Here is a 14238-nt window from a genome sequence, read left to right on the forward strand (position 1 = left end):
CCTGAGGAGGGCGTGGGGGGCGTGGGGGGGGGCATGGTCGGTTGGGGCCGGCGGGTCGGGGGCGTGCGGGTCGGCGGGTCGGGGCGTGCGGCTCGGGGGGCGCGCACGAGTCGGGCGGGGCTCGGGCGCTCCCCGCTGGCCTCGCGCCGCCGTTCCGCGCCACCGCCTCGGGCCTCGCGCCCCGCACCCCGCTACCGGCTTCGGGCCTCACGCCCCGCTCCCCGCTACCGGCTTCGGGCCTCACACCCCGCTCCCCGTTACCGGCCGCGGGCCTCGAGCCTCGCCCCCGCACCTCCCGCCCCGGATAGTCCCGTTCCCGGCACCCTGGGGCCGGGGGCTGGAGGGGGCACCGTACCGTGGTAGGCGTGTATCGGTTTCTGCTGACTCCGCGGTGGTGGGGGATCAACCTCTTCCTGGTGCTGGCCATCCCCTTCTGCGTGTTCATGGGGTCCTGGCAGCTCGGGCGGTTCGAGGACCGCGTGGAGAGCCATCAAGCGGCAGAGAAGCGCAGCGACGAGGCGGGCAAGGGGCCGGCGCGGCCGCTGACCGAGCTGTTGCCCGTCGACAAGGAGACCTCCGGCGAGCGGGCCACCGCGACCGGCCGCTGGGACCGGCAACTGCTCGTCCCCGAGCGGAAGTTGGACGGCAAGCAGGGGTTCTACGTGCTGGGGCTGCTGCGTACGGACGGGGGCAAGGCGTTGCCCGTGGTGCGCGGGTGGCTGCCCGGCGAGGCCGCGCGGGGGAAGGCGCCGAAGCTGCCGTCCGGCGAGGTCACGGTGACCGGCGCGCTCCAGGCCTCGGAGAACTCCGGGACCGACGGGGTGCACAAGGAGGGCGGCCTGCCCGAGGGGCAGCTGGGCATGATCAGCGCGGCGTCGCTCGTGAACCTGGTGCCGTACGAGGTGTACGACGCCTGGGTCACCGTCGAGCGGTCGGCGGACGGGATGACGGCCGTGCCGCCGAGTGCGCCGCAGGGCAGTGGGCTGGACCTGAAGGCGTTCCAGAACCTCGGGTACACCGGGGAGTGGTTCATCTTCGCGGGGTTCGTGCTGTTCATGTGGTTCCGGCTGTTCCGGCGCGAGGTGGAGTTCGCGAAGGACGCGGAGCTGGGGCTCCTGCCGCCCCCGGACGACGACGGTGCCGACACCACGAGCACCGGTGCCACGAGCACTACGAGCACCACGACCGCCTCAGCCGAGGCCTCAGCCGAGACCGAGACCGAGGCCGAGACCCAAGCCAAGCCCGAGGCAGAGGCAGAGGCCAAGGCCTGACCACCGCGGGCCCCAGGTACAGGACCAGGTACAGGACCGGGTCCAGCCCCGCCCGGCCAGCCCGGCACCGGGCCGGAGGGCCCTTCCCGCCCGGCACAGGGCCGGAGGGACGGGGGCTCAGGAGGGCTGCAAAGGCCCAGGAGGCCGCAAAGGCTCAGGAGGCCGCGAGGACTCCGGTCCGATAGATCGTGCCGGCGCAGCCCGAGATCGTCGTGGCCGCGCTGGGGGCGCCCGGCTCGGCGGTGTGGGTGATGGTGACGGCGCCGTCGGACGCGCCTTCCTCGGCGCCGAGTTGGGTCTGGGTGCCGCTCTGCTCCGTGCCGCCGCTGGTGCCGTCGCCGGTCGGCGTCGGGTCGGGGGAGGCGCCGGGGCTCTGGCAGGCCTCGGACGGGACCCAGGCGAAGCGCACCTCGTACGCCGTGCCCGGCTTGAGGACGACGGAGGTCGGGCCTGCGGCCGGGTCGGGGAGGCGGGTGGCCGCGTCACCGGCGGCGTGGTCCACGACGCTGACCTTCGCCGGGTCGGCCGCGCCCTGCGTGGCGAAGACGACGCTGCCGGCGCCGCCGACGGTGCACTCGGCGTCGGAGGTGTTGGCGACGCGGAACGAGCCGTACACCTTGCCCTCGGCGTCCGGCGGTTCGGCGGTCGCGGTGGCGCTGCCCAGTTGGGCGGCGTCGCAGGTGGTGGCGGTCACGGCCTCGGTGGCCGTCGGGTCGGCGCCGGCGGTCGATCCCCCGCCGGGCTCGGTGCCGCCCTTGTCCTTGCCCTTGCCGCCCTCGTCGTCCTTGTCCTTGCCGCGCTCGTCGTCCTTGCCGGTGGGCTTGTCGCGGCCCTGCTCGCCGCCGCCGGTGACGCGGGCGGAGTCGTTGCCGCCCGGCACCTCGGAGCTGTGGCCGACGGCCGAGGGGTGGTCGTCGCCTCCGTTCGGCGAGCTGGTGACGTGCACGAGGGCCGGGACCGCGGTGCCGAAGAACAGCGCGGCGGCGGCCATGCCCACGACGGCCTGACGCTTGCGGGCCCGGCGGGCGGGCACGGCTCGGCGCAGGTGGTCGAGGGCGTGGTCGGAAGGTTCGAGTTCGCGGACCGCGCCCTGGAGGAGGTCGCGGACGGCCAGCTCGTCGGCGTCGAGCCCTCCGCCGGGGCCACCGGAAGCCGAGGGTGCGGCCGAAGTAGCCGAGGGTGCGGCCGAAGTCTCGCGCCCCGCTGCCTCGCCCTCGCCGGAAGTGTCCGGGGCATCGTGTGCGCCCTCGTCGCCGTGGGTGCTGGGGCCGCTGTTCACCGCTTCGTTCCCGCCGTGCCGTTCGTACTGAGCTTGGTTGCCGCTGTCCTGGCCGGACCGTTCCGCCCCGCCACCGGCCGTGCCGGACCGTTCCGCCCCGCCGCCGTCCCGGCCGCCAGGCCGAGCCCCGCCGTCCCGGCCGCCAGGCCGAGCCCCACCGTACGGGCCCTCGTGCGCACCGTCGGACGGGCCCTCGTGGGCGCCGCCAGTCGGAGCCTCGTACAGCCCGTCGTCACGCCCATCGTGCTGTCGGTCGAACTTGCTGCTCATGCCGGCGCCTCCATGGCGACGCGCAGGGCCGCTATGCCGCGCGAGCCGTACGCCTTGACGGAGCCGAGCGAGATGCCGAGGGTCTCGGCGACCTGGGCCTCGGTCATGTCCGCGAAGTAGCGCAGCACCAGCACCTCGCGCTGGCGGCGCTGCAGGCCGCGCATCGCCTTGATCAGGGCGTCGCGCTCCAGCTGGTCGTACGCGCCCTCCTCCGCGCTCGCCATGTCCGGCATCGGCTTCGAGAGCAGCTTGAGGCCGAGGATGCGGCGGCGCAGTGCGGAGCGGGAGAGGTTGACGACGGTCTGGCGCAGGTAGGCCAGCGTCTTCTCCGGGTCGCGGACCCGCTTGCGGGCGGAGTGGACGCGGATGAACGCCTCCTGGACGACGTCCTCGCAGGACGCGGTGTCGTCGAGGAGCAGGGCCGCGAGACCGAGGAGCGAGCGGTAGTGCGCGCGGTAGGTCTCGGTGAGGTGGTCGACGGTGGTGCCGGAGGCCATGGCTTCGTCAGCGCCCTCGCGCTGGCCGGGCACCCTGGTGGGCCGCGCCGCGGGCATGGGGGCGATCACCGGCATGCCGCCGCGCTGCGGCCGCACGGCTGCGCCGCGGGCCATGGGGAATTCGAGTACCTCTGCCACGCTTGTTGGACACGCTTCCCCCCGTCAGGGTTGTACGCACCACGCCATGTGTTCGCCGTGGGCGCCACAGGCGTCTCGTACCGCGCGATTGGCGGTCCACCCCATGCCGTCATGCGTACCAGCTCTTCCCCTACGCCCCGATATGCCCCGTTGATGCGGTGCCCCTGGAAGGCTGACCGCAAAGACGCTCCCCGACCGTGCGCGGTTGCGGGAAATCCCACGGAACTCGCGGCGGGCGGGGAGCGAATCTTCGTACGAGGCAGTGGTCCAGTTCAAGCGGCCTGGACCAGCAAGTTAGGCACACAACTTACACAGTTCGCACAACGAATTCCGACCGGATTCGATCGCTCCGAGGGTGGGGCCAAAGGCCGCAGAAAGGCAGAACGACGGCGAATCACCCGCCCAAGCCTTGCTCAAAACCGGCAAAATGGGGCGAATTACGACAGATTTACGACAGCTCGGCTGCGATCAGCTCGGCGATCTGAGCCGTGTTCAGGGCTGCGCCCTTGCGCAAGTTGTCGCCGCAGACGAAGAGTTCGAGCGCCGTCGGATCGTCCAGGGCTCGGCGCACCCGGCCGACCCAGGTGGGGTCGGTGCCCACCACGTCCGCGGGGGTGGGGAATTCACCGGCCGCGGGGTTGTCGAAGAGCACGACACCGGGGGCCGTGGAGAGGATCTCGTGGGCGCGGTCCACGGTCACCTCGTTCTCGAAGCGGGCGTGGACGGTCAGCGAGTGGGTCGTGAGGACCGGTACGCGGACGCAGGTGACGCTCACCCGCAGATCGGGGAGGTCCAGGATCTTCCGGGACTCGTTACGGACCTTGAGCTCCTCGGACGACCAGCCGTCGTCCTGCAGCGAGCCGGCCCACGGGATCACGTTGAGCGCGATCGGCTCGCGGAAGGGCCCGGTGTCGTCGCCGACGGCACGGCGGACGTCGCCCGGCTTGGTGCCGAGGTCGGTGCCGGCGACCAGGTTCAGCTGCCCGCGCAGCGCCTCCACCCCGGCGAGCCCGGCCCCGCTCACCGCCTGGTACGAGGAGACCACGAGCTCGCGCAGCCCGAACTCGGCGTGCAGCGCGCCCATCGCGACGATCATCGAGAGCGTCGTGCAGTTCGGGTTGGCGACGATGCCGCGCGGCCGCACCCGGGCGGCGTGCGGATTGACCTCGGGGACGACCAGCGGGACGTCCGGGTCCATCCGAAAGGCGGCGGAATTGTCCACGACCACCGCGCCCTTGGCGGCGGCGATGGGCGCCCACTGGGCGGAGACGTCGTCGGGTACGTCGAACATCGCGATGTCGACGCCCTCGAAGGCCTCCTCGGTGAGCGCGACGACCTCGACCTCCTCGCCGCGCACGGTCAGCTTGCGGCCGGCCGAGCGGGCGGAGGCGATCAGGCGGATCTCGCCCCAGATGTCGGCGTGCTGGGACAGGATCGAGAGCATGACCGAGCCGACGGCCCCGGTCGCCCCGACGACCGCGAGAGTGGGTCGGTCGTGGGCGTCCGGGGCCGTCGGCGCAGGGGTCATCAGCGGCCGGTGCCTCCGTAGACCACGGCCTCTTCGGAGTCGCTGTCGAGGCCGAAGGAGGAGTGCACGGCCTGCACGGCCTCCTTGACGTCGTCGGCGCGGGTGACGACCGAGATGCGGATCTCGGAGGTCGAGATCAGCTCGATGTTCACGCCCGCGTCGCTGAGCGCCTCGAAGAACTGGGCGGTGACGCCCGGGTTGGTCTTCATGCCGGCGCCGACCAGGGAGATCTTGGCGATCTGGTCGTCGTAGCGCAGCGAGTCGTACCCGACCGTCGGCTTGATCTTCTCCAGGGCGGCGGTGGCCTTCTTGCCCTCGGCCTTCGGCAGCGTGAAGGAGATGTCGGTCAGGCCGGTGGAGGCGGCAGAGACGTTCTGCACGACCATGTCGATGTTGATCTCGGCGTCCGCGACGGCCCGGAAGATCGAGGCCGCCTCGCCCGGCTTGTCCGGGACGCCGACGACGGTGACCTTGGCCTCGGAGACGTCGTGGGCGACTCCGGAGATGATGGCGTGCTCCACCTGCTCGGCTCCCTGTGCAGACTGTTGCGGTCGTTCGTTGCTGACCCAGGTGCCCGGCAGCCCCGAGAAGGACGACCGTACGTGGATCGGGATGTTGTAGCGACGGGCGTACTCCACACAGCGGTGGAGCAGCACCTTGGAGCCGGAGGCCGCGAGCTCCAGCATGTCCTCGAAGGAGATCCAGTCGATCTTGCGGGCCTTCTTCACGACCCGCGGGTCGGCGGTGAAGACGCCGTCGACGTCGGTGTAGATCTCGCACACGTCGGCGTCGAGGGCGGCCGCGAGGGCCACCGCCGTGGTGTCACTGCCACCGCGGCCGAGCGTGGTGATGTCCTTGCTGTCCTGGCTGACGCCCTGGAAGCCGGCGACGATGGCGATGTTGCCCTCGTCGACGGAGGTGCGGATCCGGCCCGGCGTGACATCGATGATGCGCGCTTTGTTGTGAACCGAGTCGGTGATGACACCTGCCTGGCTGCCGGTGAACGACTGGGCCTCGTGGCCCAGGTTTTTGATCGCCATGGCCAGCAGGGCCATGGAGATCCGCTCTCCTGCGGTCAGCAGCATGTCGAGCTCGCGCCCGGCAGGGATCGGCGAAACCTGCTCGGCGAGATCGATCAGCTCGTCCGTCGTGTCGCCCATCGCGGAGACCACGGCAACCACCTGGTTGCCGTTCTTCTTGGCCTCGACGATGCGCTTGGCGACCCGCTTGATGCCTTCGGCATCGGCTACGGAGGAGCCTCCGTACTTCTGCACGACAAGGCTCACGTGCGCTCCTCGCTCAATTCTTGGTGCGGTCGGCTCAGTTTAACGAGCGGCCGGTTATCGCCCCGTACGTATCGCATCGTGAGATGTCCCGCTCACGAAGTGATCATCCAGGGCCCCTGTCACCCCGGCCGCTCCAGAACGGCACATGCCCGCTGCGGCCCGAGACACTCCGGAAAGTGGGGCGGGTCACAGAACGGACCGGCAGATCCAGTCAACGACGAGAACCGTCCGAGCGCGCGTTCAGCCGCGATACGGCGCCGCGCGCACCCCGCGCCCGGCGGGCGTCACTTGCCCTGACGGCGCAGGCCGAGCGGGCCCGCGATCTCCTCCGCCATGACCTTGCCGGCCTCCTCCGCCAGCTCGTCCTCCTCGCCCAGGTCCTGGTCGGTGTCCAGGCCGTCCAGCTCCTGCAGCGGCTGGTCGAGGCGGACGTGCGCCACCAGGGACTGGAGGGCGCGCAGCGAGCCGGAGGCGGTCGAGCCCCAGTTGGAGAAGTACGAGAACTGCCACCACCACAGCGCCTCCACCGTGCGCCCCGCGCGGTAGTGGGCGAGGCCGTGGCGCAGGTCGGTGACGACGTCCGCGAGGTCGTCCGAGATCCGGCAGGCGACGGGGGCCTTGCGCGGTTCGTACGGATCGAAGACCTCGGAGTAGACGTCGACCGGGTCGAGCAGGGCGGCGAGGCGCTCGCGCAGCTCGTCCGCCTCCTCGACGGCCTGCTCGGGGCCGAGGTCCGGTTCGTACCGCTCGTCCGGGACGATGTCCTCGTGGGCGCCCAAACGGCCGCCGGCGAGCAGGAGTTGGGAGACCTCCAGGAGGAGGTACGGCACGGCCGAATCCGGCTCGTCGCCCTTGGCGACCTCGGTCACCGTGAGGATGAAGCTCTCGACCTGGTCGGCGATCTGCACCGCGAAGTCGGACGGATCCGGCGACGCAGGCACGGCGGGGGCGGCGGGACCGCTCTCCGGCACACCGGATCCCTGCGCACCGGACCCCTGCGCACCGTTCTTGAGCTGCGTGGCGTCAGACATCGAGCAGTCGTCTCCCTTCGAAGGCGCGGCCCAGGGTGACCTCGTCCGCGTATTCAAGGTCTCCCCCGACGGGAAGTCCGCTGGCCAGCCGGGTGACCTTGAGGCCCATCGGCTTGATCATGCGGGCGAGGTACGTCGCCGTGGCCTCGCCTTCCAGGTTGGGGTCCGTGGCCAGGATCAGCTCGGTGACGGTGCCGTCGGCGAGCCTGGCGAGGAGTTCCCTTATCCGCAGGTCGTCCGGGCCCACGCCCTCGATCGGGCTGATCGCGCCGCCGAGGACGTGATAGCGGCCACGGAACTCGCGGGTGCGCTCGATCGCCACGACGTCCTTGGGCTCCTCGACGACGCAGATGATCGCCGGGTCGCGCCGCTGGTCGCGGCAGACGCCGCACTGCTCTTCCTGCGCGACGTTCCCGCAGACGCTGCAGAAGCGGACCTTCTCCTTGACTTCCAGGAGGGCGTGCGCGAGCCGGCGCACATCGGCCGGCTCGGCCTGCAGGACGTGGAAGGCGATCCGCTGCGCGCTCTTGGGACCGACGCCGGGCAGCCTGCCCAACTCGTCGATGAGGTCCTGGACCACGCCTTCGTACAACGGACTGCCTTCCTTGTTCCTGCTGTCTGCCTGTTGTGGCTCGGTACGTACGGTAGTTGGTGAACGAGGGGCTCAGATAGAGGAGTTCCCGGGGTCACCCTTCCGTGACGGACCGGCCGCCGCCACTAGAACGGCAGGCCGGGGATGCCGCCGCCGGCGCCGCCGAGACCCTGCGCCAGCGGGCCGAGCTTCTGCTGCTGCAGCGCCTGCGCGTTCTCGTTGGCCGCCTGCACGGCGGCGAGGATCAGGTCGGCCAGCGTCTCCGTGTCCTCCGGGTCCACCGCCTTGGGGTCGATGACCAGGCCGCGCAGCTCGCCGGAGCCGTTGACGGTGGCCTTCACCAGGCCGCCGCCCGCCTGCCCGTCGACCTCCGTCTGCGCCAGCTCCTCCTGCGCCTTGGCGAGGTCCTGCTGCATCTTCTGGGCCTGCTGCAGCAGCTGCTGCATGTTGGGCTGGCCACCACCGGGAATCACGATCAGCTCCTGGTTCTCGACTGGTCGGGACGGTACGTCCGTACGGGTGCTGCTCGGCGGCTTTTCCGCCTGGCACGAGCCTACGTGCTCGGGGGACGGAACGCCCCAGCACTCTTTCGAGTGAGGCGAAGGGCCGCGGACCAGGGCCCTATACCTGATCAAGGACCACTTCCAGGCGGAAAACCCACGAAAAAGGGCTCACGGCCACCCATTGGGCGGTAATAAGGGTGCTGCACATCAGCCACACCCGTCCCAACAGGGGCGGCACGTTCCGCAAACCGCAGTTGTCGAGGGAGTGCCGGGTGAGCCAGCCGGAGATGCAGCCCGAGGTGCCGAGGGGCGGCGGTGCGCACGGCACGGGCGAAGGCGAGCGGCCCGGCACGGAGCGGGCTGCCGCAGTGCGGGGCGGAGAGGATCTCACGGGGCGGCCGTTCCCGCTCGGCGACTGGGGGGAGCCCGCGGAGCGCCTGGACGAGCTGTACCGGTGGGTGGAGGCGGGCGCCCTGCACACCGCCGACTGGTACCTGGCCGACCGCACCTGGAAGCGGCGCGGGGCGCGGCTGCTGCGGCTCGGGGCGGCGCTCGGCGCGGTGGCCGGGGCGGCGCTGCCGCTGCTCGACGTGACGTCGGCGCTGGACGGGTCGGCGCCGTGGGGCTATCTGGCGCTGCTGCTCGCGGTGGCGTGCGTGGGGTGCGACCGGTACTTCGGGCTCACCTCCGGCTGGATAAGGGACATGGCGACGGCGCAGGCGGTGCAGCGGCGGCTGCAGGTGCTGCAGTTCGACTGGGCGTCGGAGAGCGTGCGGGAGGTGCTCGGGCCCACGGAGGGCACGGCCAGCGAGGCGGCGGAGCGGTGCCTCGGGGTGCTGCGGAGGTTCTCCGAGGACATCACGGATCTCGTGCGGTCGGAGACGGCGGACTGGATGGTGGAGTTCCGGTCCGGGCCGGCGCCGCTGGGCCTGCAGTCCTCGGCCTCCCCGGGCCCGCGCCCGGAGCCCCCCGCGGTGGGCCGCTTCCCCCTGCCCCCGGGCACGGCCCGCCCGAACATGCCCCGGCAGCGACCGCCGGAGGCGCGGTAGGGGCAGGTCGGTACGGGCGGGGAACCGGGGCCGTTGCCCCCATGCCCCGTCGCCCTGGCGGGCTCCACCGCTCCCCCACCCCGCCCCTTCCCGAAAGCCTGCGGCGCCGGACATCGTGCCGGCGCGCTCGTCCTCAACCGCCGGACTGGCTGGATCGGGTTGGTGGCCCATGGGGGGCTTCGGCCGGCGGACACGGGCGCGGAAGGCGTCGCGTACGCGCCTGAGGAAGGGGGACGTGCGCCCAGGGACAGCGCCCCGAGAAGACGTGGGCCTGGCGGAGGAGAGACATGGGCGGGGGGAGCCCCGTCGTACCCGGCGGGTGAAGCCCCGTCGTACCCGGCAGGCGGAACCCCGTCGTACCCGGCGGGGGAGCCCCGTCGTACCCGGCGGGGTGAGGCAGCCGGTGGGGTCGCGGGTGGGCCGTAAGGTGTTTGCGTGGGTTTGCATGGGGTGGAGCGGGACGGTGTCGTCGGAGTGCTCAAGGCTGTCGCCGAGCCGACCCGGTTCACCGTGCTGTGGGCCGTGGCGCAGAGGGAGCGATCCGTCGGGGAGTTGGCCGAGCTGACCGGGGCCCATGTCGCCGCCGTCTCGCAGCACCTCGCGCGGCTGCGTACCGCCGGGCTCGTCGTGTCGCGCCGGGACGGCACCCGCGTCTACTACCGCGCCGCCGGTGACCAAGTACGCACGCTCCTGGAGGACGCCGTCCAGGTCGCCGAGGCCGTCGCGGAGGCGGAGGGGGAGGCGAAGCCGGCGCGGGTGCGGGGCCGCGCCGAAGCCGAGCGCCGGTCCGTCCGTCCGTAGGCCCACCCCCGGGGGTCGCCGTCCCGGGCGGAGCAAGGCCTCGCGCGGGGGCGCGTAAGGTGGCCTGCTCCGACGGCGCTCCGTTTTGAGAGGGACCCCCACGACCATGCGCACCGCGGTGACCCGCAGCACCCTGCGCCAGCAGATCGCCGACGCCCTGCGCGACGAGGTGCTGGCCGGACGGCTCGCGCCCGGCCAGGAGTTCAGCGTGAAGGAGATCGCCGACCAGTACGGCGTCTCCGCCACCCCCGTCCGCGAGGCGCTCGTCGACCTGTCCGCGCAGGGGCTGCTCGACTCCGTGCAGCACCGCGGGTTCAAGGTGCACGAGTTCTCCGCCGCCGACTACCGCGGCATGGTCGAGGCCCGCAGCCTCATCGCCGAGGCGATCTTCAAGGGCATCGCCGACCGCGGCACCGAAGGGCTCTGCGAGCAGTTGGGCTCCGTGCGGCGCCGCGCCGAGGAGGCCCAGCGGGCGGCCGCCGCCGGCGACCTCAACGTACTGATCGGCTACGACCTGCGGTTCTGGCGGGAGCTGGGCGCGCTGTTCGGCAACCCGTACCTCAGCGACTTCCTGCACCGGCTGCGCGTGCAGTCCTGGGTGTTCGTCGTGCCGCATCTGCGCCGGGCGCCGGATCTGCGCGGGAAGCTGTGGAAGGGCCACATCGAGCTCGTCGAGGCGGTCGCGCGGCGGGACGCGGGCGCCGCGTACGCCCTGGTGGCCGCCTACAACGAGCACTCGCTGGCCCTGGTCGAGAACCTCGCCCCGTGAGCGGGCCGGCCGCCCCGGGCGGCGGGACCGTACCGCGGCCGACCGAGCTCTCCGTCGTCGTGCCCGCGTACAACGAGGAGCTGCGGCTGCGGCCCACGCTCGACGCCGTGCGGCGGCATCTCGCGGACGGGCCGTGGGAGAGCTGGGAGATCGTCGTCGTGGACGACGGCTCCGCCGACCGCACCCGCCGGATCGCCGAGGAGGCGGCCGCCGCCGACGTCCGCGTCCAGGTCGTGGGGTACGACCGCAACCGCGGCAAGGGGTACGCGCTGCGGCAGGGCGTCGCGCACACGCGCGGGCGGCTCGTCCTCGTCACCGACGCCGATCTGGCCACGCCCATCGAGGAGTTGGAGCGCCTGGAGAAGGCGCTCGCCGAGGGCGGTGCGGCCGCCGTGGGCTCGCGGGCGACGCCCGGCGCGACCATCGAGGCGCACCAGAGCCGGCTGCGCGAACTCCTCGGCCGGGGCGGCAACTTCCTGATACGCGCGGTCGCGGTGCCCGGCGTCCGCGACACCCAGTGCGGCTTCAAGCTGTTCGACGGCGAGCAGGCCCGCGCCGCGTTCGCCGCCGCGCGCACCGACGGCTGGGCCATCGACGTCGAGGTGCTGCAGTACCTGCGCCGCCGGGGCCTGCGGATCTCCGAGGTGCCGGTGCGCTGGGCGCACCAGGAGGGCTCGAAGGTCCGGCCCCTCGACTATCCGCGGGTCCTCGGCGAGCTGGCGGTGCTCAAGGCGCGTACGGTCCGCCCGGCCCAACTCGCCGTACTGGCCGTGTTCCTGCTCGCCTCGGTCCTGCTGCACCGGGGGCGCTGGCCCGACCCGTCGGCCCGCTATCTGCCGGACTCGCTGCAGGACCAGAACCAGTGGGAGTGGTTCTTCGCCGTCACCGCCGACAACGTGCTGCAGCTGCGGAACCCGCTGTTCAGCGATCTCCAGGGCTTCCCCGACGGCGTGAACCTGATGGCCAACACGGTGATGCTCGGCCTGTCCGTGCCGTTCACGCCCGTCACCGCCGCCTTCGGGCCCGCCGTCTCGCTCGCCCTCGTGATGACGCTCGGCCTCGCCGCGACCGGCCTCGCCTGGTACTGGCTGATCCGCAGACGGCTCGGCGCCGGGCGGTGCGCGGCGGTCGTCGGGGGGCTGCTCGCCGCGTTCGCGCCGCCGATGGTCAGCCACGCCAACGCGCACCCCAACTTCGTGGTCCTGTTCATGATCCCGCTGATCGTCGACCGCGCGCTGCGGCTGTGCGCGCCGGACGCACGGGTCGTACGGGACGGGGTCGTGCTCGGCCTGTTCGCGGCGTACCAGATCTTCCTCGGGGAGGAGCCGCTGCTGCTCGCGGCCGTCGGGATGCTGCTGTTCGCCGTGGCATACGCGGTGCAGCGGCCCGCTGTGGCACGGGAGGTGTGGCGGCCGCTCGGCAAGGGGCTCGCGGTCGGGGCGTGGGTGGCGCTGCTGCTGGTCGCATACCCGCTGTACTGGCAGTTCTTCGGGCCGCGCAGCTACAGCTCGGTGCTGCACGGCGAGGGGACGGGCAACAGTCCGCTCGCGCTCCTGTCGTTCGCCGAGCGCTCGCTGGCCGGGAGCCGGGAGACGTCGGAGCAGCTCGCCCTCAACATCACCGAGCAGAACGCCTTCTACGGCTGGCCGCTGACGGCCCTGGCGCTCGCGATCACCATCGGGCTCTGGCGGCGCCCGGTCGTACGGGCCCTGGCGTTCACCGCGCTCGCGGCGGCGGTTCTGTCGCTCGGGCCGGAGTTCCGCGTTCCGCTGACGGATGTGGTGCTGCCGGGCCCGTGGCGGCCGTTGGCGCACGCGCCGCTCTTCGAGTCGGTGATCGAGTCGCGGGTCGCCATGGTGTGCGCGCCCGCGCTCGGCATGCTGGTCGCGCTCGCCGTGGACCGGCTGCTCGCCGCCCGGCCCTCGCACCGTGCGCTGGGGTCGGCCGCGGTCGCCGCCGCGCTCGTCCCGATCGTGCCGATGCCGCTGTCGACGGTCGAGCGGGTCGCCGTACCGCCGTTCATCGCCGACGGGACGTGGCGGCGGTACGTCGACACCGCGCGCGGCGAGAGCCTCGTGCCGGTGCCGCTGCCGGACCCGGGCAACGCGGAGGCGCTGCACTGGCAGACCGCCGCCGGCCTCGGCTTCAAGGTGCCCGGCGGGTACTTCAACGGGCCCTGGGGCGAGGAGCGCACCGGCATCTACGGCGCCGCGCCCCGGCACACCTCGAACCTGCTGCGCGACGTCCGCTACTCGGGCCGTGCGCCCCGGCTCGGTGAGGCGTGGCGGCGGCAGGCGGCGGCGGACCTCGCGTACTGGAAGGCGGGCGCCCTGGTCCTCGCGCCCCAGCCGGGGGCGGCGGCGCTGCGGGCGACGGTGCGGCAACTCCTCGGGCGGGACGGGGAGTTGGTGGGCGGCGTGTGGGTGTGGGACCTGCCGCCCGTGACGGCCCGGTGAGGCCGCACGTGACGGCCCGGTGAGAACCGGCCCCCGCCCGGTGAGGACCGGTCCGGCGGGGAAGAAGGGCACTACGCTTCCTGCACGACCGCCCGCAGTCGAACCGAGGAGTTCTCTTGGCCTGTGACCTGTGGCTCGTCCCCCTCGTCGATGTGCTGTGCCACAGCCCCGACAACCCGTTCGCGGAAGAACTCGCCCTCTACGACAAGGCGCTCGGCGAGGCCGGGCTGCCGCCGGTGCCGGTCTTCGCGTACATGCCGGGGCTCTCCGGGGACGTCGCGCCGGTCGCCGGGTTCGACTACGACGCGCTGCACTTCCTGCGCCGCGCGTATCTGCTGAAGCTCTGCGGCCTCGAGGTGACGCCGGTCGACGAGCTGGGCGGGGACTACGAACAGCTCCTGGAGATGTTCGAGGCCACGGCCAAGGAGTCCCACCTGGTGTGGCACTACGACCACGCCGGGGCGTACGTGCCCGTGGACTTCGCGGCGCCGCTCAGCAACGACGAACTCCTCGCCGGGGGCGGGCCGTTGGGGTCGGCGCAGGCACTGCTGCGGGAGCTGGAGTACGTGGCGCCGGCGATCGGCATCGACCCCGCCAACCCGCCCGCGGCGCCCGCCCCGCCCGCGGCCCCGACGGAACTGGAGGAGCCGGCGGCGCCCGTCGCGTACGGGGACGACCCGTTCGCGCGCGAGCGGCACGTGTGGCTCGGGCTGCACGCGGCGGTGACGCGGAGCCTGGGGCAGGGGTCGATGATCGTGTTCAGCTAGC

At 72.6% G+C, this 14238-nt stretch carries 13 protein-coding genes; 6 read left to right on the forward strand and 7 right to left on the reverse strand.

The genetic code is table 11. The annotated features are described in order from the left end of the window. Positions 1-365 precede the first annotated feature (365 nt). The gene (locus tag ACIDOF_RS35560) at positions 366-1271 is read left to right on the forward strand and encodes an SURF1 family protein (RefSeq protein WP_409010377.1); all 906 of its coding nucleotides are present in this window, start codon (positions 366-368) and stop codon (positions 1269-1271) included. 154 nt (positions 1272-1425) lie between these two features. On the opposite strand, the gene ACIDOF_RS35565 is transcribed toward ACIDOF_RS35560, so the two are convergent. From ACIDOF_RS35565 to ACIDOF_RS35595, 7 genes are all read right to left on the reverse strand, one after another. After that, positions 1426-2820 (reverse strand): hypothetical protein, encoded by a 1395-nt coding sequence (locus ACIDOF_RS35565; RefSeq protein WP_409010378.1) that lies wholly within the window; start codon positions 2818-2820, stop codon positions 1426-1428. Continuing rightward, entirely contained in the window at positions 2817-3431 is a 615-nt protein-coding gene (locus ACIDOF_RS35570; RefSeq protein WP_409010436.1) for a SigE family RNA polymerase sigma factor, read from the reverse strand. The genes ACIDOF_RS35565 and ACIDOF_RS35570 overlap by 4 nt, the downstream gene beginning before the upstream one ends. Before the next feature lie 472 nt (positions 3432-3903). Next, positions 3904-4983, reverse strand: coding sequence for an aspartate-semialdehyde dehydrogenase (locus tag ACIDOF_RS35575; protein WP_409010379.1), 1080 nt, complete (start codon positions 4981-4983; stop codon positions 3904-3906). After that, positions 4983-6269 carry an aspartate kinase gene (locus ACIDOF_RS35580; RefSeq protein WP_409010380.1) on the reverse strand — a complete coding sequence of 429 codons (1287 nt, stop codon included), beginning with the start codon at positions 6267-6269 and terminating at the stop codon, positions 4983-4985. The genes ACIDOF_RS35575 and ACIDOF_RS35580 overlap by 1 nt, the downstream gene beginning before the upstream one ends. A 284-nt stretch (positions 6270-6553) precedes the next feature. Then, positions 6554-7300 (reverse strand): DUF5063 domain-containing protein, encoded by a 747-nt coding sequence (locus tag ACIDOF_RS35585; protein WP_409010381.1) that lies wholly within the window; start codon positions 7298-7300, stop codon positions 6554-6556. Beyond that, complete coding sequence (gene recR, locus ACIDOF_RS35590) at positions 7293-7892, reverse strand: recombination mediator RecR (RefSeq protein WP_409010382.1); 600 nt, start codon at positions 7890-7892, stop codon at positions 7293-7295. Before recR ends, ACIDOF_RS35585 begins: the two co-directional genes overlap by 8 nt. A 125-nt stretch (positions 7893-8017) precedes the next feature. Continuing rightward, positions 8018-8365 carry a YbaB/EbfC family nucleoid-associated protein gene (locus ACIDOF_RS35595; protein WP_409010383.1) on the reverse strand — a complete coding sequence of 116 codons (348 nt, stop codon included), beginning with the start codon at positions 8363-8365 and terminating at the stop codon, positions 8018-8020. A 302-nt stretch (positions 8366-8667) separates the two neighbouring features. Here ACIDOF_RS35595 and ACIDOF_RS35600 point away from each other — a divergent pair, with 302 nt between their 5' ends. The 5 genes from ACIDOF_RS35600 to ACIDOF_RS35620 all read left to right on the forward strand — a co-directional run bounded on the left by ACIDOF_RS35600 (position 8668) and on the right by ACIDOF_RS35620 (position 14237). Then, the gene (locus ACIDOF_RS35600) at positions 8668-9444 is read left to right on the forward strand and encodes an SLATT domain-containing protein (RefSeq protein WP_409010384.1); all 777 of its coding nucleotides are present in this window, start codon (positions 8668-8670) and stop codon (positions 9442-9444) included. A gap of 435 nt (positions 9445-9879) precedes the next feature. Next, complete coding sequence (locus tag ACIDOF_RS35605; RefSeq protein WP_409010385.1) at positions 9880-10245, forward strand: ArsR/SmtB family transcription factor; 366 nt, start codon at positions 9880-9882, stop codon at positions 10243-10245. Between the two features lie 106 nt (positions 10246-10351). Further along, the gene (locus tag ACIDOF_RS35610; RefSeq protein WP_409010386.1) at positions 10352-11014 is read left to right on the forward strand and encodes a GntR family transcriptional regulator; all 663 of its coding nucleotides are present in this window, start codon (positions 10352-10354) and stop codon (positions 11012-11014) included. Then, positions 11011-13470 (forward strand): glycosyltransferase, encoded by a 2460-nt coding sequence (locus ACIDOF_RS35615; RefSeq protein WP_409010387.1) that lies wholly within the window; start codon positions 11011-11013, stop codon positions 13468-13470. The genes ACIDOF_RS35610 and ACIDOF_RS35615 overlap by 4 nt, the downstream gene beginning before the upstream one ends. Positions 13471-13586: 116 nt before the next feature. Beyond that, positions 13587-14237 carry a hypothetical protein gene (locus tag ACIDOF_RS35620; RefSeq protein ID WP_409010388.1) on the forward strand — a complete coding sequence of 217 codons (651 nt, stop codon included), beginning with the start codon at positions 13587-13589 and terminating at the stop codon, positions 14235-14237. Position 14238: the final 1 nt, after the last annotated feature.

Source organism: Streptomyces sp. Da 82-17 (assembly GCF_046098215.1).
Classification (GTDB): domain Bacteria; phylum Actinomycetota; class Actinomycetes; order Streptomycetales; family Streptomycetaceae; genus Streptomyces.

Bases quoted from the DNA above. Each gene is read 5' to 3' on its own strand.
- ACIDOF_RS35610 (WP_409010386.1), top strand. From the start codon at position 10,352: ATGCGCACCGCGGTGACCCGCAGCACCCTGCGCCAGCAGATCGCCGAC.
- ACIDOF_RS35585 (WP_409010381.1), bottom strand. From the start codon at position 7,300: ATGTCTGACGCCACGCAGCTCAAGAACGGTGCGCAGGGGTCCGGTGCG.
- ACIDOF_RS35570 (WP_409010436.1), bottom strand. From the start codon at position 3,431: ATGGCCCGCGGCGCAGCCGTGCGGCCGCAGCGCGGCGGCATGCCGGTG.
- ACIDOF_RS35575 (WP_409010379.1), bottom strand. From the start codon at position 4,983: ATGACCCCTGCGCCGACGGCCCCGGACGCCCACGACCGACCCACTCTC.
- ACIDOF_RS35565 (WP_409010378.1), bottom strand. From the start codon at position 2,820: ATGAGCAGCAAGTTCGACCGACAGCACGATGGGCGTGACGACGGGCTG.